Below are 24,036 nucleotides of genomic sequence, written 5' to 3'. Positions count from 1 at the left end.
GGCCCGACCGAGCTTGGAGTGACGACGTGACCCCGAAGAACGTGGCAGAGCCGCCGGACGACGAATCCCGCGGTGTGCTCGACGACGCCGCATCCCTGGACACCACGGGGATCGGCATCCTCGGACACACCGCCCAGGTGAGTGTCCAGCTGCCGAAGGACGATGACGACGAGCTGGAGGACGACGGGGTCGTCGAGGGCGAGGTCGTCGCCGACCTCATCGTCGACGAGCCGGTGGCCGCCGCGAAGGCGGCCGCCGAGATCTCCGAGGTGTCGCTCTCGACGCCGATGATCATCGAGCTGCCCGCCGAGCAGGTGCCCGCACCGAAGGCCGCAGTGGAGGTCGAGGCGGACGTCGCCCCGGAGGTCGAGGAGGATGTCGAGGCGGATGTCGACTCGAATGTCGAGCCGGAACGTGAGCCGGCTGACGAGGAACTCCCCGCCGTCGACGCCGACGAGGTCGTCGTGGACCAGGACTCGTCGGACGAGCCGGAGACGGACGACCCCAGCGACGAGCCGGATGAGCTGACCGTCGAGGACGCCGAGATCGGGGAGACCGAACTGATCGCGGAGCCGGAGCCGGTCGCGGAGGTCGACGCGATCCTGGAGACCGTCGAAGCCGCTGAGTCCGCCGAGGTGGACGGGGGCGCGGATTCCGAGCTGCTCCCGGCGACCGACGGCACGGAGACCCCCGACGAGACCGCAGAGGTCGGCGACGACGCCCCGGCGGCATCGGAGCCGGACGCCCCGGCACCCGTCGAGCCCTCGGAGGATGGGGCACCGGCACCGGCACCGGCACCCGCACCGGAGCCCGACCACGAGGCGGAGGCGGCCGCTGCGGCGGCATTCGTCGCGCGCGCTCGGGCCGATCTCGACACCCGCACCCGCACCCGGGCAGACGACTCGGTGCGATCGAAGGAGGATGCCGTCGTGGAGCAGCCCGAGAAGCCGGTCTCGACCCGTCACGCGGCGCGCGCCTCGCGAGCCGAGGTGCAGCTGACGGCCAAGCGTCTGGACGATCTGAGCGACACCTCGCGCGAGAGCGCTGACCTGCTCACGGCCGACCGGCTGCTCGATCCGCACCGTGTCACGAAGCCCGAGCCCGAAGGCGCCTGGAGCCACTTCCTGTACTCCATCTCCGGCCGCCGCATCAACATCGGCGACGGCCGACGCGCGCGCGAGCGCAAGGCGCTCACGACGCGCATCGCAGCGCCCCTCTCGGGCGGCGCGCGCTTCGTGCCCGTCCTCTCGCGCAAGGGCGGGGTGGGCAAGACGACCCTGACGACGCTGCTCGGCATGGCCCTGGCAGACGCCAGGGACGACAGGGTGATCGCCGTCGACGCGAATCCCGACCGGGGCACGCTCGCCGACCGCGTGGTCCGTCCGCAGCACAACCGCTCGGTGCGAGACCTCGTGCGCATTCACGACGACATCAAGGGATATCACGACATCTCGGCGGTCGTCTCCCGCGACGCGACGCGGCTCGACGTGCTCGCCTCCGATTCCGACCCCCGCATCGCGGAAGCCTTCAGCGACAGCGATTACCGCGACGTCGCCGAGGTCGCCGCGCACTACTACTCGCTCGTGCTCACCGATACCGGCACGGGGATCGTCCACTCGGTGATGGCGGCGACGCTCGACCTCGCCGACCAGATCGTCATCGTGTCCGGGCTCAGCGTCGACGAGGCGCGGCTCGCGTCCGAGACGCTGACCTGGCTGGAGACGAACGGCTATGCCGAGCAGGCGAGGGATGCCGTCGTCGTGCTCAACCAGTCGCACCCCGGGGCCCCGCTGGTGCGGCTCGACGAGCTGGAGAGCCATTTCCGCACGAGGGCGAAGCACGTCGTGCGCATGCCGTACGACGCGCAGATCGCCGGCGGCGGCCCGATCGTGTTCGCGAACCTCCAGCCCGAGACGAGGAAGGCGGCGCGGGAGATCGCGGCGCTGCTCGTCGAAGGACTCCGAGCGAAGGCGGCCTGATGACGGTCCGTGAGATCCGCGTGTTCGGCGACCCGGTGCTCCGCACGGTGTGCGCCCCGATCGAGCAGATCGACGACGGCGTGCGAGCGCTCGTCGCTGACCTCGTCGACACGGTCGAGCTGCCTGGTCGCGCCGGTGTGGCCGCGCCGCAGATCGGCGTCGCGCTGCGCGCGTTCAGCTACAACATCGACGGCGACATCGGGTACGTCATCAATCCCGTGCTGACCGAGGTCCGCGGCGAGCCTGTGCCGACGGGGGAGGGGTGCCTGTCGGTGCCCGGTCTCTGGCACGATGCGCTGCGGCACCCGTGGGCGCGCGTCGAGGGGATCGACCTCGACGGCGAGCCGGTGGTGCTCGAGGGCGAGGGGCTGCTCGCCCAGGCCCTGCAGCACGAGACAGACCACCTCGACGGCAAGCTCTACCTCTCGCGGCTCGACGCCGAGACCCGCAAGCGGGCGATGCGCGAGGTGCGCGAGAGCTCCTGGTTCTGACACCCGCCGAGCCACCCCCTGACGAACGAACCCGCCCTCTGCGGTCAGTGCGCAGGGGACGGGTTCGGGCGGAAGGGGGTGGCTCGGCGGCTCAGCCGCCGATGGCGACGTTGGTGGTCGACACGGGCTCGTCGTAGATCGCGGCGATCTCGTCGGCGAAGTCGTTCATGATCACGTTGCGCTTGATCGACAGCTTCGGCGTCAGGTGGCCCGATGCCTCCGTCCACTCGCTGTCGAGGATCGTGAACTTGCGGATCGACTCCGCGCGGGAGACGCGGGTGTTCGCGGCATCCACCGCGCTCTGCACCTCTGCGCGGACCGCCGCGTTCTTCGCGGCCTCGGCGAGAGGCATGTCCTTATCGAGGCCGTTGTTGGCGAGCCAGGTCGGCAGCATCTCGGGGTCGAGGGTGACGAGCGCCGAGATGAACGGGCGCTGGTCGCCGACGACGACCACCTGACCGATGATCGGGTTCGCGCGGATCGGGTCTTCGAGCGCTGCCGGGGCGACGTTCTTGCCGCCGGCGGTCACGATGATCTCCTTCTTGCGCCCCGTGATGGTCAGGAAGCCCTCGGAGTCGAAGCTGCCGATGTCACCGGTGCGGAACCAGCCGCCCTCGCTGAAGGCCTCGGCCGTGGCCTCGGGGTTGTTCCAGTACTCGCGGAAGACGTTGATGCCGCGCACCTCGATCTCGCCGTCGTCGGCGAGGCGCACGCCGACGCCGGGGAGGGCTGGGCCGACCGTGCCGATCTTCGACTTGTCGGCGAGGTTCACGGTCGCCGGCGCGGTGGTCTCGGTGAGGCCGTACCCCTCGAGGATCACGACGCCGAGGCTGTGGAAGAAGTGGCCGAGGCGCGAGCCGAGCGGCGCCGATCCGGACACGGCGTACACGACGCGGCCACCCATGGCCTCGCGCAGCTTGCCGTAGACGAGCTTGTTGAAGAGGGCGAACTTGAGTCGCATGCCGAACGGGATGCTCTTGCCCTGCTCCAGCAGCTTCGAGTGCTCGATCGCGACCTCGGCGGCCGCGCGGAAGATCTTGCCCTTGCCCCCTGCTTCGGCCTTCTGCTCGGCGGAGTTGTAGACCTTCTCGAACACGCGAGGCACGGCGAGGAGGAAGGTCGGCTTGAACGATCCGAGCGCAGGCAGCAGCTGACGCGTGTCGGGCTGGTGCCCCGTGCGGACGCCGGCGTGCACGTTGAGGATGGAGATGAACCGCGCGAAGACGTGCGCCGTCGTGATGAACAGCAGGGTCGACGAGCCCGGAGTCTGCACGACCTCGTCGAGCGCCTTGGCGGAGTTGCGGGCGAGCTCGACGAAGTTGCTGTGCGTGAGAACGCAGCCCTTCGGACGGCCGGTGGAGCCGGAGGTGTAGATGAGGGTGGCGATGTCGGAGCTGACGGCGATGCTGCGCAGTCGCTCGATCTCCTCATCGGTCACGGATGCGCCCTGCGCGGTGAGCGTGTCGATGGCTCCCAGGTGCAGCTGCCAGACCTCGCGCAGCAGCGGCAGATCGCCGCGGACCTCGTCGACGCGTGCGAAGTGCTCCGGCGACTCGACGATCAGAGCGATGGCGCCGGAGTCCTCGAGGATCCACTGGATCTGGGCGGGGGAGCTCGTCTCGTAGATCGGCACCATCACCGCGCCCGCGTAGAAGAGGGCGAAATCGACGAGCGACCATTCGTACGTGGTGCGGGCGAGGAAGCCCACCTTCTCGCCGGGCTGGATGCCCGCGGCGACGAAGCCCTTGGCCAGCGCGATCACCGCTGACTGGAAGTCGGATGCGGAGATGTCGCGCCATCCGCCGTTCTCCGGGACCGCGAAGAGTGCACGGTCGGGGGTGGCCTTGACGCGCTCGACCAGCAGATCTGAGATGTTCGCGTCGGGGTCGGCGGGGACGACGGCGGGGACTTCAAACTGGACCACGGCAGCTCCTTCGGTACCGGTCGGGCACGGGGTTGCTCCCGAGTCTAGGGCATGGAACCGGGTCGCACGAAGGGTGGAACTCAGTCGCCTTCGAACGCTCGCGAAGGCCCGACGCTGGCGCACCGGGCGCGCGGCGCTAGACTGCACATCGATGTTCTACTGGCTGATGAAGTACGTCGTGATCGGCCCCGTGGTCAAGGCGGTGTTCCGTCCGTGGATCGTGGGGCGCGGCAACGTGCCCCGGACCGGCGCGGCGATCCTCGCCAGCAATCACCTGTCGTTCGCCGACTCGATCTTCCTGCCCCTCATGATCGATCGGTCGATGTCGTTCCTTGCCAAGAGCGACTACTTCACGGGCCGCGGCCTCAAGGGGTGGGCCACGAAGTTCTTCATGAAGGCGACGGGCCAGATTCCGATCGACCGCTCGGGCGGCAAGGCGTCGGAGGCGTCGCTCAACACCGGCCTGCAGGTGCTCGGGGGCGGAGACCTCCTCGGCATCTACCCGGAGGGCACGCGCAGCCCCGACGGCAAGCTCTACCGCGGCCGTACCGGTCTCGCTCGCATGGCGCTCGAGGCCAAGGTGCCCGTCATCCCCGTCATCATGGTCGACACCGACACCGCGATGCCGATCGGGCAGCGGCTGCCGCGGGTCGTGCGGGTCGGCATCGTCATCGGAGAGCCCCTGGACTTCTCGCGCTATGCGGGCATGGAGAACGATCGCTACATCCTCCGCTCCGTCACGGACGAGATCATGGTCGCCCTGCAGCGACTCGGCGAGCAGGAGTACGACGACGTGTACGCGTCGACCGTGAAGGACCGACTGCCGGTGCGCGTCACACGACGCTCCTGAGGCGTCTGCGACCCCTCGCGCCCAGTAGGCTGGGAGCCATGCTCCAGCACCACATCGACGCGCTCGACGCGTGGCGTTCGCTCCCGATCAAGCAGCAGCCTCAGTGGCCCGACGCCGAGCGCGTGGCCGAGGTCTCCGCTCAGATCGCGGCGCTCCCGCCCCTGGTGTTCGCCGGCGAGGTCGACAACCTCCGCGACCGGCTCGCGCGCGCCGCCTCCGGACAGGCGTTCCTGCTCCAGGGCGGCGACTGCGCCGAGACGTTCGCCGGCGCCACCGCAGACCAGATCCGCAACCGCATCAAGACGGTCCTGCAGATGGCGGTCGTGCTGACCTATGGCGCGTCAATGCCGATCGTGAAGATGGGACGCATGGCGGGGCAGTTCGCGAAGCCCCGCTCCAGCGACACCGAGACCCGCGGCGACGTCACCCTTCCCGCCTACCGCGGCGACATCGTCAACGGCTACGACTTCACCGAGGGCTCGCGACAGGCCGACCCCGGCCGTCTGCTCCAGGGCTACCACACCGCCGCGTCGACCCTCAACCTCATCCGCGCCTTCACACAGGGTGGCTTCGCCGACCTGCGCGAGGTGCACTCCTGGAACAAGGGCTTCGCGCAGAACCCGGCCAACCAGCGCTACGAGCGCATGGCGGCCGAGATCGACCGCGCCATCAAGTTCATGGAGGCCGCCGGCGCCGACTTCGACGAGCTCAAGCGCGTCGAGTTCTTCACCGGGCACGAGGGCTTGCTGATGGACTACGAGCGTCCGATGACCCGCATCGACTCGCGCACGGACACCCCGTTCAACACGTCGGCCCACTTCCTCTGGATCGGTGAGCGCACGCGCGAGCTCGACGGGGCGCACGTCGACTACTTCTCGAAGATCCGCAACCCCATCGGTGTGAAGCTCGGCCCCACGACCACGCCCGAGACGGCGCTCGCGCTCATCGACAAGCTCGACCCGAACCGCGAGCCCGGCCGCCTGACGTTCATCACGCGCATGGGTGCGGGCAAGATCCGCGACGCGCTGCCGCCGCTGCTCGAGGCCGTCCGTGATTCCGGGGCGCAGCCGCTCTGGGTCACCGACCCCATGCACGGCAACGGCATCACGACCCCCACCGGCTACAAGACCCGTCGCTTCGACGACGTGGTCGACGAGGTCCGCGGTTTCTTCGAGGCGCACCGTGCGGTCGGCACGTTCCCCGGCGGCATCCACGTCGAGCTCACGGGCGACGACGTCACCGAGTGCCTCGGCGGCTCCGAGCAGATCGACGAGGCCGCTCTCGCCACCCGCTACGAGAGTCTGTGCGACCCGCGTCTCAACCACATGCAGTCGCTGGAGCTGGCGTTCCTCGTGGCCGAGGAGCTGGAGAAGCGCTGACGACAACGTCCATACGACGAAGGCCCTCCCCGGATCGAGGAGGGCCTTCGTCGTCTGCGGCGGACGATGGATGCTGTTCAGCCGCTGAGCTGGATGGAGAGCTTGACGGTGCCTCCGCGGGGGAGCTGCTTGTCGGCCCCCGGATCCTGCGCCGTGACCTTCGCCAGATCGGCGAAGCCGGGCAGGTCGCCCCAGGCGGCGTAGGTCGCGGTGAAGCCCGCCCCCTCGATGATCCTCTTGGCCTCGACGAGCGTCTTGTTCGTGACGTCGGGCACGGGGAAGAGTTCCGGCCCCTTCGAGACGATGAGCTGCACGGTATCGCCTGGACGCCAGTTGCCCTCTTCCGCGCGGTCGGACACCCCGATGACGAGATCCTTCTGGAGCTTCTCGCTGAAGGCGTAGACGATCTCCGGGGAGACCTGCAGCTGCTTGTCGGTGAGCGTCGTCGTGGCCTGGTCGACCGACATCCCGCTCACGTCGGGGAAGGGGCCCGCCGAGACGTACAGCTCGACGGAGTCGTCCTCGAGGAGGTCGCACCCGTCGCCGCAGTTGTAGACCTCGCCGCCGTCGCGCGGGGTCACGAAGGCGTTGATGACTCGGCCGGCTTCCGCGTCGGAGAAGAGGAGCAGCGGCTGCTCGGCCACGTTGACCCTGATCTCGCCGAGGTAGTCCCTGGCCTCCTGCTCGGTCTTGCCGTTGAGGGCCTCTGCGGTGTGGCTGGCCGGGCCGATCGAGATGATCACCGTGACCTCGGCGCCCTTGTCGAGACGCTGACCCTCTTCGGGGTCGGTCCGGATCGCCTGGTCTCTTGCGACCTCGATGGAGTTCTCCTCACCGCGCACCGGGACGAAGCCCTCGGCAGTGAGGGCCGACGCCGCGTCGTCGTAGGAGAGACCGGCCACGTCGGGCACGGCGACGAGCGAGCCAGGTCCCGAGCCGAACCACCAGCCCACGCCGCCCGCGACGGTGGCGAGCAGCAGCACGAGGGTGAGGAGCAGGGCGCCGCGTGCACGGCGACGAGAGGAGCGCCGCCGCAGCAGGGTGGCGTTGTCGACGGCCTGCGGCGCCGGAGCCGTCGGGTCGGTGAGCACCATCGTGCTCGGCATGATCTTGGTGAGCTCGGCGGAATCCGCCTGCGAGCGCTGTGGAGCGGTCGCCGCAGCGACGGCGGGCGCGATGCCCAGGTCGCGCTCGATCTCGCGCAGGCGCTCGAGCATCTGCTGGGCGTCGTCCGGTCGCTCGTCCGGCGACTTCTCCGTCGCCCACAGCACCAGCTCGTCGAGCTGCTCAGGGACCGCCGGATTGCGCACGCTCGGCCGGGGGACCGACTCGGTCGCATGCTGGAACGCGATCTGCATGGGCTGCTCGCCCTTGTACGGCTGCTCGCCGACGAGCATCTCGTACAGCATGATCCCGAGCGCGTAGATGTCGCTGCGGGCGTCGGCCGTGCCGCGGGTGACGAGCTCCGGCGCCAGGTAGGCGATGGTTCCCAGCAATTGCTGTCCGGTCGCAGTGTTGGCGGTGGTGGCGCGGGCCAGACCGAAGTCGCCGATCTTGATGCGGCCGTCCTCCGCGAGGAGCACGTTCTCGGGCTTCACGTCGCGGTGGACGATGCCGGCGCGGTGCGCGGCCGACAGGCCCGCGAGCACGGCATCCATGATGGTGATCGTCTGCGGGATCGTGAGGCGCTTCTGCTCGCGGAGCAGCTCGCGCAGAGTGATGCCCGGCAGATACTCCATGACGAGGTATGCCAGCTCGCCGTCCTGCCCCTGATCGAAGACGTTGACGACGTGCGGGTCGGCCAGACGGGCAGCTGACCGTGCCTCCTGGATGAACCGGCTCTGGAAGGACGAGTCGTCGCTGAGGTGCGCGTGCATCACCTTGAGGGCGATGCGGCGCTCCAGACGGAGGTCGGTCGCGACGTACACGGTGGCCATGCCGCCGCGGGCGATCCGAGCGCGGACCCGGTACCGACCGTCGACAAGCCGCCCGATGAGGGGGTCGGCCTGCTGATTGGTCGTCACGTCAAGATTCTATTGAGGACTGCCTGAAAGCTCCGGGAACGGCTCGCCCTCTGCTCCTGCACGTTTGCCCGGAACCCGGTCATCCGTATTGCGCGAGCCACTGGTACGCCTGCGTCTCCCAGAGCCCGTAGCGCTCGGGGTAGGCGGAGATCTGAACGGCCTGCGCGGCATCGGTGAAGCGCATCGACTCCCACCCGGGGATGTCGAGCAGGCCGCGGGTGGACTGACCGTTGGGGTCGCCGGCCCCGCCGAAGAACACGCGCGTGCTGCGGTCGGCGTCGAGGATCTGCTCCGCCGAGCCCCACCCGGTGCTCGGTCGCTGCTGGAAGAGCCCGAGCGAGTCGCGGTCGCCCCACGAGAGGTTGCGCATGCTCGACTCGACCATCGCGGTCGCGAGTCCGATCGCGATCGCGCGATCCGAGACGCCGAGCTGCCGGCCGATGCGGATGATGAGGGCCGCGTTGCCGGCCTGCTCCGCGTCGAGGGAGGCGAAGGACTGCGACGGAGCGGTCGGGACCGGTGCGGGGGCCGCCGCCGGGGCAGCGGCCGGCGCTTCGCCGACGGCGATGCTCTGCCCGGGATAGATGATCGACCCCGACGACAGGCCGTTGAGGGCGAACAGCGCGGCCGTCGTCGTGCCGTACTTCTGAGCGATGCCGAACAGCGTGTCTCCCGCGGCCACGACATGAGCCTGCGCCGCGGCCGCGGGAGGCGGAGCCACGGGGGCCGCGACGGCGGGGGCGGGAGCAGCGGCGCCGGAGACCGACAGCGTCTGGCCCGGGTAGATGACCGATGCGCGGGTGAGACCGTTGGCCGCGAGCACGGCGTCGACCGTGGTGCCGTACTTCTGAGCGATGCCGAAGACCGTGTCACCGCTGACCACGACGTGCGAGGCGCCCGCGGGCGCGGCGGTGACCGAGACCGGAGCCGCAGGGGCGGCGGCGGTCCCGCTGAGGGCCAGCGACTGGCCGGGGTAGATCACAGACCGCCAGGTGAGCCCGTTCCAGGCGAGGACATCGACCGTGCGGAGGCCGAACTGTCGGGCGATCGACGAGACCGTGTCGCCGGGTTGCACCACATAGCCGGCGGGAGTCGTGGTCGCGGGGACGATCCGGCCGGGGCCCGCCTGCATCCGTTCGATCGGAGCGGTGGTGTCGGCTTGGGCCGGGACGACCGCGAGGGGACCGGTGAGGGATCCGATGACCGCGGCGGGCACTCCGATCTGCAGGTATCGGGCGCGACGGCGTGCGAGTGGCTGTCTCAAGGCTTCCCCCTTGTTCGGCGTCTGCCTACGCTGACACGCGAGTAAACAGAAGTCAACAGAAGTGACGCATGTGACGGAAGTGATTCGGGCGGCGGGCGAGCGATCGGTCCGAGGAGATGAGATAGTGAACAGCGTGTCTGAGCAGTCTGAGAACCACCTTCCCGAGAACGGCGCCACCCCGACCGAGTGGCTGACGATGCCCGACCTGGTCGAAGTGCTCGGTGAGCCGCTCGGCCGCGTCCGCCGTCTCATCGACGAGCACTACCTCGTCGGGTCGCGTCGATCAGGCGTCTTCGCGGTGCCGTCCGTCTTCATCGTCGACGGCCACCCGCTCTCGTCCCTGCGCGGGACCGTCATCGCACTGCAGGACGCGGGCTTCACCGACGACGAGGTCGTCGACTGGCTGCTCGCCGACGAGGAGACGCTGGGCCGCTCGCCGATCGCCGCGCTGCTCGCCGGTCACAAGAGCGAGGTCCGTCGCGTCGCGCGCACCCTCGCCTGATCGATCGGCGGCGTGAGGCCGCCGGCTCCGGGGTCAGGCTGCGCGCACGGTCGCCGCGCGGGCGAGATCGCGCAGGTCTCCGACGGCTGCGTTGTCGAGGCGAGCGCCCGAGAGCGCGCGGTCGGCCTCTTTCGCGTAGTCGTCGATCATCGACTCCACCCGATCGAGAGCACCCGACTCGGCGATGGTCGCCTGCAGGAAGCCGATCTGCTCGGGCGTGAGCTCGGGGTCGCCGAGCATCTCGTCGAACAGGTTGCGCGCCGAGTTGTCGAGAGTCTGCCGCGTGAGCGCGACGAGGACCGTGCGCTTGCCCTCACGGAGATCGTCTCCGGCGGGCTTGCCGGTGACGGCCGCATCGCCGAACACCCCGAGCACGTCGTCGCGCAGCTGGAAGGCCATGCCCACGGGGTGCCCGAACCGACGCAGGGCGCGCAGCTGCTCCGCATCGGCCTCGGCGACCGCCGCGCCCAGCACGAGCGGCTGCTCGATGCTGTACCTCGCCGACTTCAGCGACACCACCCGCAGAGCGCGTTCGACGTGCGACTCGGTGGCGTTCACGCTCCAGGCGGACTCCTCGGCGATGTCGAGGAACTGACCGACCGTGACGTCCCGCCGCATCCGCGCGTACTCGCGGCGGACGATGCGCGCGTGGGGGAGGGAGTCGACGGCATCCTCGAACAGGTCGTCGCTCCAGGCGACGAGCAGGTCGCCGAGGAGGATCGCCGACGAACGGCCGAATGCGGCGGCGTCGCCGGTCCATCCTGCGTCGCGATGAGACGCCTCGAGCGCGCGATGCGCTGCGGGGCGTCCGCGACGGGTGTCCGAATTGTCGATGATGTCGTCGTGCACGAGGGCGGCGGACTGGAAGACCTCCAGTGCGGCGCAGACGTCCCACAGCGCATCGTGCTCAGCCGCAGCGCGGTCGCGCTGGCGAGCCACCGACCGCCACCCGGCATGGCAGAAGCGCGCGCGCAGCCGCTTGCCGCCGACGAGGGTGTCTGCGCCGGATTCGACGAGGGCGGCGGCATCCGGTCCGTAGGCGACGGCCTCCGCGCGCATCCGGTCGAGGAACAGCTGCAGGCGGGCGGCCACCGCATCGGGCACGAGGGAGGGGATCGGCACGACTCCCAGCATACGTAAAGCCAATGAGGGGCTCTTCACTAGCCCGCGACCTCATACCGCGCGTAGAATGAGGAGACCATACCCGAGGGGGACGAAATGCCACTCTCCGAACAGGAGCAGCGTCTGCTCGATGAGATGGAGCGCCATCTCCTCCACAATGACGCCGATGTCGTGAGTGCGCCGTCAGGCGACCGAGCACTCAGCTATCGCAATCTCGTGTACGGAGCGCTCCTGCTCCTCGCCGGTGTGGGCGGGTTGATCGTCGGCGTCATCCTCGGTGACGTGTGGGGTGTCGTCGTCGGGGTCGTCGGTTTCGCCGCGATGCTCGGCGGCGTGATGCTCGCCGTGACGCCCGTGCGACGCACGGCATCGTCGACCCCGACGGAACGCGCCCCCAAGCAAGCGCGCGGATCGGCCTCCTTCATGGATCGTATGAACGACCGCTGGGATCGCCGCCAAGACGGTCGCTGACCTCCTCTTCTTCTCGAAGGCCCGGATGCTCTGAGCATCCGGGCCTTCGTCGTCTCCGGGTGCTGTCGTGGGAATTTCCTCCACCCGGCCTCCACCGTCCTCCACTCACCGACATCCGCGCCATTCCGGGGCTCCATCGTCGTGCCCTGAGGCTCCTGCGTGCTCTCGCGCCCTCTCCGGACAATTCGTCATAGGTTTGTGGAGGAAAGTGGAGTAAAGTGGGGCGCACCTCGAAGTTGGCCGGACGAAGAGGGGGTGATGGCCGATGCTGCTGGGTACGCACTCTCCGAAGCTGGACGACAAAGGGCGGGTCATCCTCCCTGCGAAGTTCCGCGAAGACCTCGGTGGCGGCATCGTCGTCACGCGCGGCCAGGAGCGCTGCCTCTACGTCTTCAGCACGGCCGAGTTCGAGGCGATGCACGAGCGGATCCGTCAGGCACCGCTCGCCAACAAGCAGGCGCGCGACTTCATGCGCCTGTTCCTCTCCGGAGCCAGTGCGGAGATGCCCGACAGTCAGAACCGCATCACCATCCCCGCGCACCTCCGCCAGTACGCGGGCCTGCAGAAGGAGCTCATCGTCACCGGAGTCGGCGCCCACGCCGAGATCTGGGATGCCGAGAGCTGGAACGCCTACCTCGCCGCCGGCGAGGAGTCCTACGCCGACCTGGAGCAGGAGGTGATTCCGGGACTGTTCTGACCACGGCTGTGATGCCCCGCCGCTCCCGCCCCGACACACTTCCCCGGTGCCGGGTCGAGAAGCGGAGGGGGATCAGGGCTCTGGTCTCCGAGACAGAGGTCACCCGAGAAAGATCATGAACCTCCGCGACATCCACACCCCGGTCCTGCTCGAGCGCTGCATCGAGCTGCTCGCCCCCGCCCTCCAGCGCGACGGGGCGATCCTCGTCGATGCCACTCTCGGCATGGGAGGGCACTCCGAGGCGCTCCTGGAGCGGTTCCCGAACATCCGGCTCGTCGGACTCGACCGCGACACCGACGCCCTGCGCATCGCGGGGGAGCGCCTCGCGCGCTTCCGCGATCGCGTCACCCTCGTCCACACCGTGTACGACGAGATCGGGCTCCACGCGCAGGGCGCCTCAGGCATCCTGTTCGACCTCGGCGTCTCCTCGCTGCAGCTCGACGAGGCCGATCGCGGTTTCGCGTACTCGAAGGATGCCCCGCTCGACATGCGGATGGACCAGACCAAGGGAGTGACGGCCGCCGAGGTCGTCGCGACCTACAGCGAAGGCAATCTGCGTCGGATCTTCGAGCGCTACGGCGAGGAGAAGCTCGCCGGGCGCTATGCCCGCTTCATCATCGAGGCTCGTCAGCAGAAGCCGATCACGCGATCGGGCGAGCTCGTCGAGATCCTCATCGCTGCGACCCCCGCCGCAGCGCAGCGTGCCGGTCATCCCGCGAAGCGCGTCTTCCAAGCACTGCGGATCGAGGTCAACACCGAGCTCAGCGTGCTGGCGGACGCCATCCCCTCGGCCATGGACTCCCTCGCCGTCGGAGGTCGGATCGTCGTGATGTCGTACCAGTCCCTCGAGGACCGGCTCGTGAAGCAGGCGTTCGCGGCGGGCGCCGCCTCCACGGCGCCGAAGGGCCTTCCCGTGGAACTGCCCGAGCACGCACCGCGCTTCCGCATCATCACCCGCGGAGCGGAACTGGCCGATGACGACGAGCGGGCACGCAACCCCCGCGCGATCCCCGTGCGCCTGCGTGCCGCGGAGAAGGTACGTGACGCATGAGCCTCACCGCAGCAGCCCGGGCGCCACGGACCGTCGAGAAGGAGGCGCCGGCACGCGCGCCGCGTCGGCAGCTCCAGCCCGTCACCGGCACGCCCAAGCGGCGCAAGCCGAAGCTGGCGTACGCGCTCGTCGCCCTCGCCGGTGCCATGGCGATCGGTGCCGCACAGATCGGACTGTCGCTCGCCATCACGCAGGACTCGTTCCTGCTCGCCAGCCTCACCTCGCAGCAGCACGATCTCGACCTCCGCACCGACGCGCTGCAGGAGGACCTCACGGGTCTCAGCTCCCCGCAGGCGCTGGCGACCGGTGCGGCATCGCTGGGAATGGTCGTGGCAGGCACCCCCTCGTACCTGCGTCTCAGCGACGGTGCCGTCTTCGGTCAGGGGACGGGCGCCGGCGGCATGTCGACGATCGACCCGAACGGAGCCGGTGCGGTCGGGAACGCGCTGCTCCAGGCCCCGGTCGCCGAGACGACGACGGACGACGCCGCCGACGCCACGGCCGGGCAGACGCAGCAGGAGCTGCCGCCGGCGATCACCGACGGCCTCCCCAGCCCCACGACGCGCTGAACCCACGACCACGATCTGACGGAGAGAGTCCATGACGACACGAGCCACCCGGACGCCGCGGCGACGCACGGTCGTCGCTCTGGCCGTGATCCTGTCGATCCTCGCCGCGTTCATCGTGCGCCTCGTCGACATCCAGATCGTCCGTGCCGACGAGCACGTGTCGCAGTCGCTCGAGTTCATCGCACACGGCACGCCGATCTACGGCGACCGCGGAGCGATCGTCGACTCGAACGGCAGCGTGCTCGCCGAGAGCGTGGCCGTGTACGACGCCAACGTCGACCCGAAGGTCATGAACCTGCTCGAGACGGACGAGAAGAATCCGCCGAAGATCCCGTGGGCTGAAGCCGCACAGAGGATCGCCGAGATCACCGGGGTGGATGCAGAAGCGCTCCGCACCGGAGTCGAGGCGCAGCACGCCGCGAACCCCGAGTCGCAGTGGTACCAGGTGAAGACGGGCCTCAACGCCGAGCAGTACATCCAGCTGAAGGAGCTCAAGGCGGACGGCGTCAAGTACCTGCACTTCGAAGAGCGCGAGACCCGGGTGTACCCGAACGGCGCCGTCGCGGGCAACGTCGTCGGGTTCCTCGACGGCAGCGGCTCGGCGCAGGCCGGCATCGAGAAGATGGACGACCAGTGCCTCGCACCGACGAACGGCGAAGAGAGCTACCGCACCGGCAAGGACGGCGTCATCATCCCCGGCAGCGAGAGTCGCACGGATGCCGTGGACGGCGGCACCGTGCAGCTGACGATCAACAGCGACCTGCAGTGGTACATGCAGCAGATGATCGCGGAAGAGGCTCAGGCGCAGGGCGCCAAGGGCGGCACGGTCACGGTGGTCGAGGTGGCGACGGGCAAGATCCGCGCCGCGGCCGAGTGGCCGACCATGGACCCGAACGACCTCGACGCCTCGAGCTCCGACACCTGGGGCAGCAAGCTCTTCACCTACCCATTCGAGCCGGGATCCACGTTCAAGGCCGTCACCGCGGCAGCGGTCATGGAGAACGGCGGCGTCACGATGACGAGCCCGACCGTCTCGGCATCCTCCAAGGAGAAGTTCCCGAACGGCGCCGTGATCAACGACGCGTTCGTGCATCCGACGTTCCAGTACACGCTCGCCGGCGCGCTCATCGACTCGTCGAACGTGGCCCTGTCGAAGTTCGGCACCATGGTGAGCCCCGACGTGCGCTACGACTATCTGCAGCGCTTCGGCGTCGGCGAGACGACCGTGGGATTCCCCGACGAGGCGTCCGGTCTCCTGCACCCCACGAATCAGTGGGACAACCAGTCGCTGTACACGACCACGTTCGGCCAGTACTTCACGGTGACCGCCCCGCAGCTCGCCGGCGCGTACCAGGCGATCGCGAACGGCGGGGAGAAGATCGGACTCTCCCTCGTCGAGTCCTGCACGGCGCCGGACGGCACGGTCGTGACCCCCGACGCCCCGAGCCGTGAGCAGATCATCCAGCCGCAGACGGCGGCCGATCTCACGCGGATGCTCGAGAACGTCGCTGTGCAGGGCGGCAACGCCGAGCGCATCCAGGTGCCCGGCTACCGAGTGACCAGCAAGACCGGTACCGCACAGATCCCGGACGGCAACGGCGGCTACAAGCAGGGTGTGTACTACACGAGCATGGTGGGCTTCGCGCCCGTCGACGATCCGCAGTACGTCGTCGTCGTCACTCTGGACGAGCCGACTAGAGTTACATCATCCGCGGCGACCGCGTCGGCCTTCCAGAAGGCGATGACGCAGACCATGAAGACGTACCGCGTGATGCCGTCCTCCACCCCGATGGACGCACTGCTTCCCAAATTCGAATGATCGGCGCGCCTCGCGCCTGGAGATGTCATGATCGCCCTGTCGCTTGCCGAGATCGCCGCCGTCCTGGGGGGTGACCTGCGGCTCGCCGGAGAAGCCACCGCCGAGACCGTGGTGGACGGCGTCGTCGACACCGACTCGCGGAACATGAGCCCCGGCTCGATCTTCGTCGCGAAGCCCGGCGCATCGACCGACGGCCACAACTTCGTCGGTTCCGCTGCCGCGTCCGGCGCCGCCCTCGCGATCGTCGAGCGCCCTGTCGACGAGGAGATCACGCAGATCGTCGTTCCGGACGCGGTGCGCGCGCTGGCGGACCTCGCCCGAGAGGTCGTCGCACGGGTGCGTGCAGGCGGCTCGCTCAAGATCGTCGGCATCACCGGCTCGAACGGCAAGACCACGACCAAGAACTTCCTGGCGCGGATCCTGTCGGAGGAGGGGGCCACCGTCGCTCCCATCGCCTCGTACAACAACGAGGTCGGCGCGCCCGTCACGATGCTGCGCGTCACGGAGGACACCCGCTTCCTGGTCAGCGAGTTCGGAGCCGACGCTCCCGGGAGCATCGCCCGCCTGGCCGGCCTCGTCGAACCCGACGTGGTGGTCGTACTCATGGTCGGTATGGCCCACGCGGGCGGCTTCGGCGGCATCGAGGCCACCGCGAAGGCGAAGTCCGAGCTCGTGTCGGCCGCCGCACCCACCGGCACGGCCGTGCTGAACCTCGACGACCCGCGTGTCGCGGCGATGCGCGAGCTCGCCGAGTCGCGGGGGATGACCGTCGTCGGCTTCGGCCAGGGGTCCGCCGCGCAGGTGCGGGCGGAGAGCCTGGAGGTGACGGCATCCGGAACGTCGTGCGTGATCGAGGCGGCCGGTGCCCGCGTGCCGCTGCACCTCCGCGTCCTCGGAGCCCACCACATCAACAACGCCCTCGCGGCCATCGCCGCCGCCGGCGTGCTCGGCGTCTCCGCGGCGGATGCCGTGGAGCGACTCGAGACCGTGGAGATCGCCGAGCGCTGGCGCATGCAGCCGCTGGGCAACGACCGCGTCCGCATCATCAACGACGCCTACAACGCGAGCCCCGACTCGATGGCGGCCGCCCTGCGCACGCTCGCGCAGATCACCGGCCCCGACGAGCGCACGGTGGCCGTGCTGGGCGCCATGAGCGAGCTCGGCGAGACCGCCGGTGAGGAACACGACCGCATCGGCCTGCTCGCCGTGCGCCTCAACATCCAGCGCATCGTGGTCGTCGGGCCCGAGGCCCGCCGGCTCTACATCTCCGCGATCGGCGAGGGGTCGTGGGACAGCGAAGCGGTCTTCTTCCCCGATCAGGACGCGGCCTTTGAGTATCTGCGCGAGGAGCTCCGTGACGGCGACCGCGTACTCGTGAAGTCCTCCAACTCGGTCGGTCTCCGGCATCTCGGTGATCGTCTGGGAGAATTGTTCTCGTGAGGTCACTCATCATGGCGGCGGCCATCTCGCTCGCCTTCACACTCTTCCTGACTCCCGTCTTTCTCCGGCTGTTCCGCAAGTGGGGATGGGGGCAGGTCATCCGCACCCCCGAGGCGCTCGAGAATCCGAGCCACGAGGCGAAGCGCGGCACCCCGACCATGGGTGGAGTCATCTTCATCGCCGGCACGATGGTGGGGTACTTCACGGGCGTCCTCGTCGGCGGCGGCACGCCTGCGCTGTCGGCGATCCTCGTGATCTGGCTGATGGTCGGCTTCGGCGCCGTCGGATTCATCGACGATTACATGAAGGTGCGCAGTCAGCGCAGCCTCGGCCTGTCCGGATGGCGCAAGATCATCGGGCAGCTGATCGTGATGATCCCGTTCGGCATCGTCGCGCTGAACTTCCCGAACAAGTTCGACCAGACTCCTGCGTCGGGATCGATCTCGCTGTTCCGCGACATCCCCTGGCTGAACCTGTTCGCATTCACGGTCGTCGTCGGCTGGGTGCTGTACCTGCTGTGGATCTCTGTGATCGGCGTCGCGACCTCGAACAGCGTGAACCTCACCGACGGACTCGACGGACTCGCCGCCGGTGCCGGCGTGATCGTCGTAGGTGCGTACAGCCTCATCGCCTTCTGGCAGTTCAAGCAGTCCTGCGTCGGCGAGGGCGTGGAGAAGGCCGCGATCGGCGGATGCTACGAGGTCCGCGACCCCTTCAGTCTCGCCATCGTCGCTGCGTCCTTCGCTGCGAGCCTCATCGGCTTCCTGTGGTGGAACGCCCCCAAGGCCAAGGTGTTCATGGGCGACGTGGGTTCGATGGCCATCGGCGGCGTCATCACCGCCATGGCGATCCTCACGCGCACCGAGCTGCTGCTGCTCGTGATCGCCGGCGTGTTCGTTCTCGCCTCGGGCTCCGTCATCCTGCAGCGCGCGTACTTCAAGATCACCCGTGGAAAGCGGCTGTTCCTCATGAGCCCGTTCCACCACCACCTCGAGATGCGCGGCTGGTCGGAGGTCACGATCGTCGTGCGCATGTGGATCATCGCCGGGCTCCTCGCCGTCTCGGCGGTCGGGCTCTTCTACGTGGAATGGCTGACCCGTGTCGGCTGAGTCGCGCCTCGCGTCGCTCACCAGCTGGAACGCCGACTGGGCGGGTCTCCGCGTCGCGGTGCTCGGCCTCTCGATGACGGGCTTCTCGGTCGCGGACACCCTCACCGAGCTCGGCGCAGAGGTCCTCGTGCTCAGTGAGTCGGCCGAGGAGGAGTACGCGAAGCTCGTCCCCGTCGTCGGCGCGCGACTGGAGCTCGGTCCGCTGAGCGACGTCCCGCAGACGCTGGTCGACTTCGGCGCGGAGGTCGTGATCGCCTCGCCCGGGTTCGCGCCCTCGCATCCCGTGATCCGGTGGGTGCAGGAATCCGGCATCGCGCTGTGGGGCGACGTCGAGCTGGCCTGGCGGGTGCGTGACAAGGTCGTGCGCGATGACGGAACGCCGGCCGACTGGGTGCTCATCACGGGGACGAACGGCAAGACCACGACGACCCAGCTCACGGCGAGCCTCCTCGTCGAGGGCGGGCTGCGCGCGGCTCCGTGCGGCAACATTGGAGTGCCGGTGCTCGATGCCGTGCGCGACCCGTCCGGTTTCGACGTGCTGGTCGTCGAGCTCTCCAGCCACCAGCTGTGGTATCTCGGCCTCGCCGAGCCGGAGGGCGAGCTGTACCCGTATTCGTCCGTCTGCCTGAACCTGGCCGACGACCACCTCGTCTGGCACGGCAGCGCACGCGCCTACCGCGACGCGAAGGCGCTCGTCTACCGCAACACCCGCGTCGCCTGCGTGTACAACAAGGCCGACGAGGCGACCCGCCTGATGGTGGAGGACGCCGAAGTGGTCGAGGGGGCACGCGCGATCGGGTTCGATCTCGGCATCCCCGGTCCCAGCGACCTCGGCGTCGTCGAGGGCCTCCTGGTCGACCGCGCCTTCCTCGACGATCGCGCGCGCAGTGCGCTCGAGCTGACGACGGTCGCGGATCTCGAGACCGCCGGGTTGGCCGCTCCGCACATCGTGCAGAACATCCTCGCGGCGAGTGCGCTCGCGCGGTCGCTCGACGTCGCCCCCGAGGCGATCCACGACGCGCTGCAGAGCTTCCGTCTCGACGCCCACCGGATCCAGGTCGTCGCCCGTCACCTCGGGATCACCTGGGTCGACGACTCGAAGGCGACCAACCCGCACGCAGCGGCCTCGTCGCTGCGCGCGTACCCCGGCGCCGTGTGGGTCGTCGGGGGAGACCTCAAGGGCGTGGACATCGCCGACCTGGTGGCGACGGCAGGCACGACCGCTCGCGCTGCGGTCGTCATCGGCGTCGAGCGCTCGGAGGTCGTGACGGCATTCCAGCGACACGCGCCCGCGGTGCCGGTGTTCGAGGTGGATGCTGGCGAGACTGGTGAGGTCATGAACCGCGTCGTGGAGATCGCTGCGGGGATCGTCGACGGCGAGGGCACGGTACTCCTGGCTCCCGCTGCGGCATCCTTCGATCAGTTCACGAGCTACGCGGATCGCGGCCGCCGCTTCGCCGAAGCGGTGCAGGACTGGATCGACCGGGGGAGCGCCGATGACACAGGTCGCACGCCCCCCGCGCTCTGAGCCCGGATCCTCGCGGGGCCTCGCCGCACGCGTCTCGCTGGGGCGCCGCTTCACACCGCTGTCGACAGAGTTCCTGATGATCGCATCAGCGGCGCTGCTGCTGACGATCTTCGGTCTCGTGATGGTGCTTTCCGCGACCAGCGCGACAGCGGTCTCGCGCGGAGAGAACCCGATGGACGGCGCTCTGCGCCAGGGCGTGTTCGCGGTGCTCGGGGTTCCGTTGATGTTCCTCATCTCGCGGATGCCGGTCCGCTTCCTCAAGCGCATGGCCTGGCCGGCGCTGTTCGGCGCGATAGCCCTGCAGCTGCTCGTCTTCACGCCCCTCGGCATCGAGGACGGCGGTAACCGGAACTGGATCAAGATCGCCGGCTTCACCCTGCAGCCGTCCGAGTTCCTCAAGCTCGCGCTCGCGCTGTGGATCGGCTACGTGCTCATGCGCAAGCAGACGATGCTCGGCACGTGGCACCAGGTCTTCATCCCGGTGGTGCCCGTGGGCGCGCTCGCGATCGGCACCGTCCTCGCCGGCAAGGACCTGGGTACCGCCATGGTGCTCGTGCTCGTCCTCCTGGGCTGCCTGTTCTTCTCGGGGGTGAAGCTGCGGCTCTTCATCCTCCCGGTGCTGCTCGGCATCGCCTCGGTGATCGCCCTGGCCGTGACCAGCCCCGACCGGATGCGGCGCATCACCGCGACGTGCTCCGACATGTCCGCCTACACGGGCGACTGCTACCAGTCGATCCACGGCATCTGGGGCATGGCCTCGGGCGGCGTCTTCGGCGTCGGCCTCGGCAACTCGCAGGAGAAGTACGGCTGGCTCCCCGCCGCGGGCAACGACTTCATCTTCGCGATCGTGGGGGAGGAGCTCGGGCTCATCGGCTGCGTTGTCGTGCTCGCGCTGTTCACGCTCTTCACGGTCGGCGCCTTCCACATCATCCGCAAGACCTCCGACCCGTTCATCCGCATCGCGGCGGGCGGTGTAACGGTCTGGATCACCGGGCAGGCCGTGCTGAACATCGGCGTCGTGATCGGCGTGTTCCCGGTCATGGGCGTGCCACTGCCCTTCATGTCGCAGGGAGGCACGGCGCTGCTCGCCGTGCTCATCGCCTGCGGTGTGCTCCTCGCCTTCGCCAGGACGATCCCCGCCGCCGAGGCTCGCCCGGCTGAGCGGGCGCCCTCGGCCGGGCGGGGTAGGGTCTCACGGTGACCACGTACCTTCTCGCCGGCGGGGGAACCGCCGGTCATGTCAATCCCCTGCTCGCCGTCGCCGACGGATTGCGTTCCCGCGACGCGGAGGCCTCCGTGCTGGTGCTCGGCACGGCGGAGGGGCTGGAGTCCCGACTGGTGCCGGCCCGCGGGTACGAACTCCTCATCGTCGACAAGGTGCCGTTCCCGAGGCGTCCCAACGCGCAGGCGGCGCGGTTCCCGATGCGGTTCCGTCGGGCGGTCGCTCAGGTGCGAGACCACATCCGCGCGCACGGCGTCGACGTCGTCGTCGGATTCGGCGGCTACGCCTCGGCGCCGGCCTACGTGGCGGCGCGCCGCGAGGGGATCCCCTTCGTCGTGCACGAGGCCAATGCGCGCCCCGGCCTCGCGAATGTGCTCGGCGCTCGTCGCGCAGCCGCGACCGGTCTGGCCTTCGCCGGCACGCCGCTGCGCGGAGGCGAGGTGGTCGGCATGCCGCTGCGCCGGGAGGTCATCGAGCTCGATCGCGCAGCGGCGCGTGATGAGGCCGCCGCGCACTTCGGCGTGGACGCCGCGCGCCCCGTGCTGCTCGTCTTCGGCGGATCGCTCGGCGCCCAGCGTCTCAACGACGCTCTGGCCGATTCGTGGGGCGATGTCCTCGCGGCGGGATGGCAGCTGCTGCATGTCACGGGGGAGCGCAGCGACCTCGCCGACCCCGGCGTCCCGGGGTATGCGCTCGTGCGGTACGTCGACCGCATGGACCTCGCGTTTGCGCTGGCGGATCTCATCGTGTCGCGCTCCGGAGCCGCCACGGTCAGCGAGATCAGCGCCCTCGGCATCCCCGCTCTGTACGTGCCCTACTCGGTCGGCAACGGCGAGCAGCGCCTCAATGCCGCCACCGCGGTCGCGGCCGGCGCCGCGAAGCTGCTCGACGACGCGACGTTCGACGGCGACGCCGTGCGGCGGATCGTCGTCCCGCTCCTGGGCGACTCCGATCGCCTCGCCGCGATGTCGGCGGCTGCCGCGAACGTCGGGACCCGCAGCGGCACCGAGAACGTCATCGCGCTCGTCGACCGCGCCCTCGCCTCCGTGTGACCGGTGTCGTCCTGCGCCGCTCCGTCCGACCCGAAAAGTAGACTGAATCCGACATGATCAGACCTGACCTCTCCCTCCCGATCCCCGAGTCGATCTCTTCCGCGCACTTCATCGGCATCGGCGGATCCGGCATGAGTGGCCTCGCTCGCATGTTCCTCGACGCGGGTATCCGCGTGTCCGGCAGCGACCGTGCCGACAGCGACAACCTGCATGCCCTGGCCGCCGCGGGCGCGACGGTGCATGTCGGGCACCACGCCGCACATCTGGGCGACGCCGACACGGTCGTGCACACCGGGGCGATCTGGCCGGAGAACCCGGAGTTCGTCACGGCCAAGGAGCGCGGCCTGCACGTCATCCACCGCTCGCAGGCGCTGCACTGGCTGATCGGCTCCCGCCGTCTGGTGTCGGTCGCGGGTGCGCACGGCAAGACGACGTCGACAGGCATGATCGTGACGGCGCTGCAGGCGCTCGGCGCGGATCCGAACTTCGTGAACGGCGGCGTGATCGAGCAGCTCGGAGTGTCGAGCGCATCCGGCTCCGGCGAGCTGTTCGTGATCGAGGCCGACGAGTCCGACGGGACCTTCCTCCTCTACGACACCGCAGTCGCCCTCATCACGAACGTCGACCCCGACCACCTCGACCACTACGGATCGGACGAGGCGTTCCACGACGCGTTCGTGCGCTTCGCCGACGCGGCCACCGAGGCCGTCGTCATCTCGAGCGACGACGCCGGCGCGCTGCGCGTCGGCGCGGGTCTGTCGCACCCGAACGTCGTGACCTTCGGCCAGGCCGAGGGGTCCGATCTGCGCATCACCGACATCGTCGCTGCAGGCCCCGTGGCCGCGACCCTCACGCACGGCGGCGAGAGCGTGCGTCTGCAGCTGGCCGTGCCCGGCGTGCACAACGCCGTCAACGCGGCGGGAGCCGTCGCCGTCCTGCGCGCTCTGGGCTTCGGCCTCGAGGAGTCGGCACGAGCCGTCGAGGGGTTCGCCGGTACCGTCCGACGGCTCGAGAAGCACGGTGTCGAACGGGGAGTCGCGGTCTTCGACGACTACTCGCACCACCCCACCGAGGTGCGGGCGGCTCTGGAGGCGATGAGGTCGATCTCGGGCGACGGTCGCATCATCGCGATCCAGCAGCCGCACACCTACTCGCGGACCCAGCACATGTTCCGCGAGTTCGCCGACGTGCTCGAGACGTACGCCGATCACACGGTCATGCTCGACGTGTACGGTGCGCGCGAGGACCCCGTCCCCGGAGTCACCGGCGAGCTCGTGAGCGGTGCGTTCCGCGACCGGTCGCACGTGCATTACGTCCCCGACTGGCAGCAGGCGGCGGACTACACGGCATCCGTCGCCCGCGAGGGCGATTACGTGATCACGCTGGGCTGCGGAAACGTCTACCAGATCATCCCGCAGGTGCTCGAGTCGCTGCGGTCGACCGGAGAGTAGCGCGTGCGCCGCCCGCTCTCGCTTCCGACGCCTGCCGCCGAGTCCGCGGAGGATGCATCGGCGCGTCGTCGGCGCGATCCGGCCTCCGTGCG

At 69.4% G+C, this 24,036-nt stretch carries 20 protein-coding genes; 16 read left to right on the top strand and 4 right to left on the bottom strand.

Annotated elements, in window-relative coordinates:
- Positions 1-26: 26 nt before the first annotated feature.
- On the top strand, positions 27-1,979 hold the full coding sequence (locus RAC69_RS03850; protein WP_375085205.1) for an AAA family ATPase: 1,953 nt from the start codon (positions 27-29) through the stop codon (positions 1,977-1,979).
- Positions 1,979-2,470 carry a peptide deformylase gene (def, locus tag RAC69_RS03845; RefSeq protein WP_375085203.1) on the top strand — a complete coding sequence of 164 codons (492 nt, stop codon included), beginning with the start codon at positions 1,979-1,981 and terminating at the stop codon, positions 2,468-2,470. Before RAC69_RS03850 ends, def begins: the two co-directional genes overlap by 1 nt.
- A gap of 91 nt (positions 2,471-2,561) precedes the next feature.
- Here the strand turns inward: def and RAC69_RS03840 are convergent, their stop codons facing one another.
- Positions 2,562-4,394, bottom strand: a complete 1,833-nt coding sequence (locus tag RAC69_RS03840) for a long-chain fatty acid--CoA ligase (protein WP_341934054.1) — start codon at positions 4,392-4,394, stop codon at positions 2,562-2,564.
- 151 nt (positions 4,395-4,545) lie between these two features.
- Between RAC69_RS03840 and RAC69_RS03835 the strand changes: the two genes are divergently transcribed.
- Both RAC69_RS03835 and RAC69_RS03830 read left to right on the top strand, forming a co-directional pair.
- The gene (locus tag RAC69_RS03835) at positions 4,546-5,244 is read left to right on the top strand and encodes a lysophospholipid acyltransferase family protein (RefSeq protein WP_341934055.1); all 699 of its coding nucleotides are present in this window, start codon (positions 4,546-4,548) and stop codon (positions 5,242-5,244) included.
- A gap of 38 nt (positions 5,245-5,282) precedes the next feature.
- Positions 5,283-6,623, top strand: coding sequence for a class II 3-deoxy-7-phosphoheptulonate synthase (locus tag RAC69_RS03830; RefSeq protein WP_251588837.1), 1,341 nt, complete (start codon positions 5,283-5,285; stop codon positions 6,621-6,623).
- A 77-nt stretch (positions 6,624-6,700) separates the two neighbouring features.
- On the opposite strand, the gene pknB is transcribed toward RAC69_RS03830, so the two are convergent.
- Together pknB and RAC69_RS03820 are read right to left on the bottom strand one after the other, a co-directional pair.
- Positions 6,701-8,647: a Stk1 family PASTA domain-containing Ser/Thr kinase gene (gene pknB / locus RAC69_RS03825; RefSeq protein ID WP_375085202.1), complete on the bottom strand. Its 1,947-nt coding sequence runs from the start codon at positions 8,645-8,647 to the stop codon at positions 6,701-6,703.
- Between the two features lie 79 nt (positions 8,648-8,726).
- Positions 8,727-9,911 carry a LysM peptidoglycan-binding domain-containing protein gene (locus tag RAC69_RS03820; protein ID WP_375085200.1) on the bottom strand — a complete coding sequence of 395 codons (1,185 nt, stop codon included), beginning with the start codon at positions 9,909-9,911 and terminating at the stop codon, positions 8,727-8,729.
- Between the two features lie 133 nt (positions 9,912-10,044).
- On the opposite strand from RAC69_RS03820, the gene RAC69_RS03815 reads away from it, so the two are divergent.
- The gene (locus RAC69_RS03815) at positions 10,045-10,413 is read left to right on the top strand and encodes an Rv2175c family DNA-binding protein (RefSeq protein WP_375085199.1); all 369 of its coding nucleotides are present in this window, start codon (positions 10,045-10,047) and stop codon (positions 10,411-10,413) included.
- 33 nt (positions 10,414-10,446) lie between these two features.
- Here RAC69_RS03815 and RAC69_RS03810 read toward each other — a convergent pair whose 3' ends face one another.
- Positions 10,447-11,472, bottom strand: a complete 1,026-nt coding sequence (locus RAC69_RS03810; protein WP_375085303.1) for a polyprenyl synthetase family protein — start codon at positions 11,470-11,472, stop codon at positions 10,447-10,449.
- A gap of 159 nt (positions 11,473-11,631) precedes the next feature.
- Here RAC69_RS03810 and RAC69_RS03805 point away from each other — a divergent pair, with 159 nt between their 5' ends.
- The 11 genes from RAC69_RS03805 (at position 11,632) to murC (ending at position 23,944) form a co-directional block, all read left to right on the top strand.
- Positions 11,632-12,006, top strand: coding sequence for a DUF3040 domain-containing protein (locus RAC69_RS03805; protein ID WP_375085198.1), 375 nt, complete (start codon positions 11,632-11,634; stop codon positions 12,004-12,006).
- A 265-nt stretch (positions 12,007-12,271) separates the two neighbouring features.
- Entirely contained in the window at positions 12,272-12,703 is a 432-nt protein-coding gene (gene mraZ, locus RAC69_RS03800; RefSeq protein ID WP_067120554.1) for a division/cell wall cluster transcriptional repressor MraZ, read from the top strand.
- Positions 12,704-12,818: 115 nt separating this feature from the next.
- Complete coding sequence (gene rsmH / locus RAC69_RS03795) at positions 12,819-13,754, top strand: 16S rRNA (cytosine(1402)-N(4))-methyltransferase RsmH (protein ID WP_375085196.1); 936 nt, start codon at positions 12,819-12,821, stop codon at positions 13,752-13,754.
- Positions 13,751-14,323, top strand: a complete 573-nt coding sequence (locus RAC69_RS03790; RefSeq protein WP_341934062.1) for a hypothetical protein — start codon at positions 13,751-13,753, stop codon at positions 14,321-14,323. Before rsmH ends, RAC69_RS03790 begins: the two co-directional genes overlap by 4 nt.
- 31 nt (positions 14,324-14,354) lie before the next feature.
- Entirely contained in the window at positions 14,355-16,142 is a 1,788-nt protein-coding gene (locus tag RAC69_RS03785; protein ID WP_375085195.1) for a peptidoglycan D,D-transpeptidase FtsI family protein, read from the top strand.
- A 27-nt stretch (positions 16,143-16,169) separates the two neighbouring features.
- Positions 16,170-17,582, top strand: coding sequence for a UDP-N-acetylmuramoyl-tripeptide--D-alanyl-D-alanine ligase (murF, locus tag RAC69_RS03780; protein WP_375085193.1), 1,413 nt, complete (start codon positions 16,170-16,172; stop codon positions 17,580-17,582).
- The gene (gene mraY / locus RAC69_RS03775; protein WP_096715675.1) at positions 17,579-18,691 is read left to right on the top strand and encodes a phospho-N-acetylmuramoyl-pentapeptide-transferase; all 1,113 of its coding nucleotides are present in this window, start codon (positions 17,579-17,581) and stop codon (positions 18,689-18,691) included. Before murF ends, mraY begins: the two co-directional genes overlap by 4 nt.
- Positions 18,681-20,219, top strand: coding sequence for a UDP-N-acetylmuramoyl-L-alanine--D-glutamate ligase (gene murD, locus RAC69_RS03770; RefSeq protein WP_375085192.1), 1,539 nt, complete (start codon positions 18,681-18,683; stop codon positions 20,217-20,219). The genes mraY and murD overlap by 11 nt, the downstream gene beginning before the upstream one ends.
- Positions 20,188-21,420: a putative lipid II flippase FtsW gene (gene ftsW, locus RAC69_RS03765; RefSeq protein ID WP_375085191.1), complete on the top strand. Its 1,233-nt coding sequence runs from the start codon at positions 20,188-20,190 to the stop codon at positions 21,418-21,420. Before murD ends, ftsW begins: the two co-directional genes overlap by 32 nt.
- Entirely contained in the window at positions 21,417-22,493 is a 1,077-nt protein-coding gene (locus tag RAC69_RS03760; RefSeq protein WP_375085190.1) for a glycosyltransferase, read from the top strand. The genes ftsW and RAC69_RS03760 overlap by 4 nt, the downstream gene beginning before the upstream one ends.
- Before the next feature lie 53 nt (positions 22,494-22,546).
- Positions 22,547-23,944, top strand: a complete 1,398-nt coding sequence (gene murC, locus RAC69_RS03755; RefSeq protein ID WP_375085189.1) for a UDP-N-acetylmuramate--L-alanine ligase — start codon at positions 22,547-22,549, stop codon at positions 23,942-23,944.
- Positions 23,945-24,036 lie beyond the last annotated feature (92 nt).

Origin of the sequence: Microbacterium sp. LS_15 (assembly GCF_041954735.1) — a bacterium.
Classification (GTDB): domain Bacteria; phylum Actinomycetota; class Actinomycetes; order Actinomycetales; family Microbacteriaceae; genus Microbacterium.
Note: the sequence above shows the minus strand (reverse complement) of the source record. Positions and strands in the feature narration are given on the sequence as shown.

Coding starts and splice junctions, on each gene's coding strand:
- def (WP_375085203.1), top strand. CDS start 1,979: ATGACGGTCCGTGAGATCCGCGTGTTCGGCGACCCGGTGCTCCGCACG.
- RAC69_RS03835 (WP_341934055.1), top strand. CDS start 4,546: ATGTTCTACTGGCTGATGAAGTACGTCGTGATCGGCCCCGTGGTCAAG.
- RAC69_RS03830 (WP_251588837.1), top strand. CDS start 5,283: ATGCTCCAGCACCACATCGACGCGCTCGACGCGTGGCGTTCGCTCCCG.
- RAC69_RS03810 (WP_375085303.1), bottom strand. CDS start 11,472: ATGCGCGCGGAGGCCGTCGCCTACGGACCGGATGCCGCCGCCCTCGTC.
- RAC69_RS03805 (WP_375085198.1), top strand. CDS start 11,632: ATGCCACTCTCCGAACAGGAGCAGCGTCTGCTCGATGAGATGGAGCGC.
- mraZ (WP_067120554.1), top strand. CDS start 12,272: ATGCTGCTGGGTACGCACTCTCCGAAGCTGGACGACAAAGGGCGGGTC.
- rsmH (WP_375085196.1), top strand. CDS start 12,819: ATGAACCTCCGCGACATCCACACCCCGGTCCTGCTCGAGCGCTGCATC.
- RAC69_RS03790 (WP_341934062.1), top strand. CDS start 13,751: ATGAGCCTCACCGCAGCAGCCCGGGCGCCACGGACCGTCGAGAAGGAG.
- RAC69_RS03785 (WP_375085195.1), top strand. CDS start 14,355: ATGACGACACGAGCCACCCGGACGCCGCGGCGACGCACGGTCGTCGCT.
- murF (WP_375085193.1), top strand. CDS start 16,170: ATGATCGCCCTGTCGCTTGCCGAGATCGCCGCCGTCCTGGGGGGTGAC.
- ftsW (WP_375085191.1), top strand. CDS start 20,188: ATGACACAGGTCGCACGCCCCCCGCGCTCTGAGCCCGGATCCTCGCGG.
- murC (WP_375085189.1), top strand. CDS start 22,547: ATGATCAGACCTGACCTCTCCCTCCCGATCCCCGAGTCGATCTCTTCC.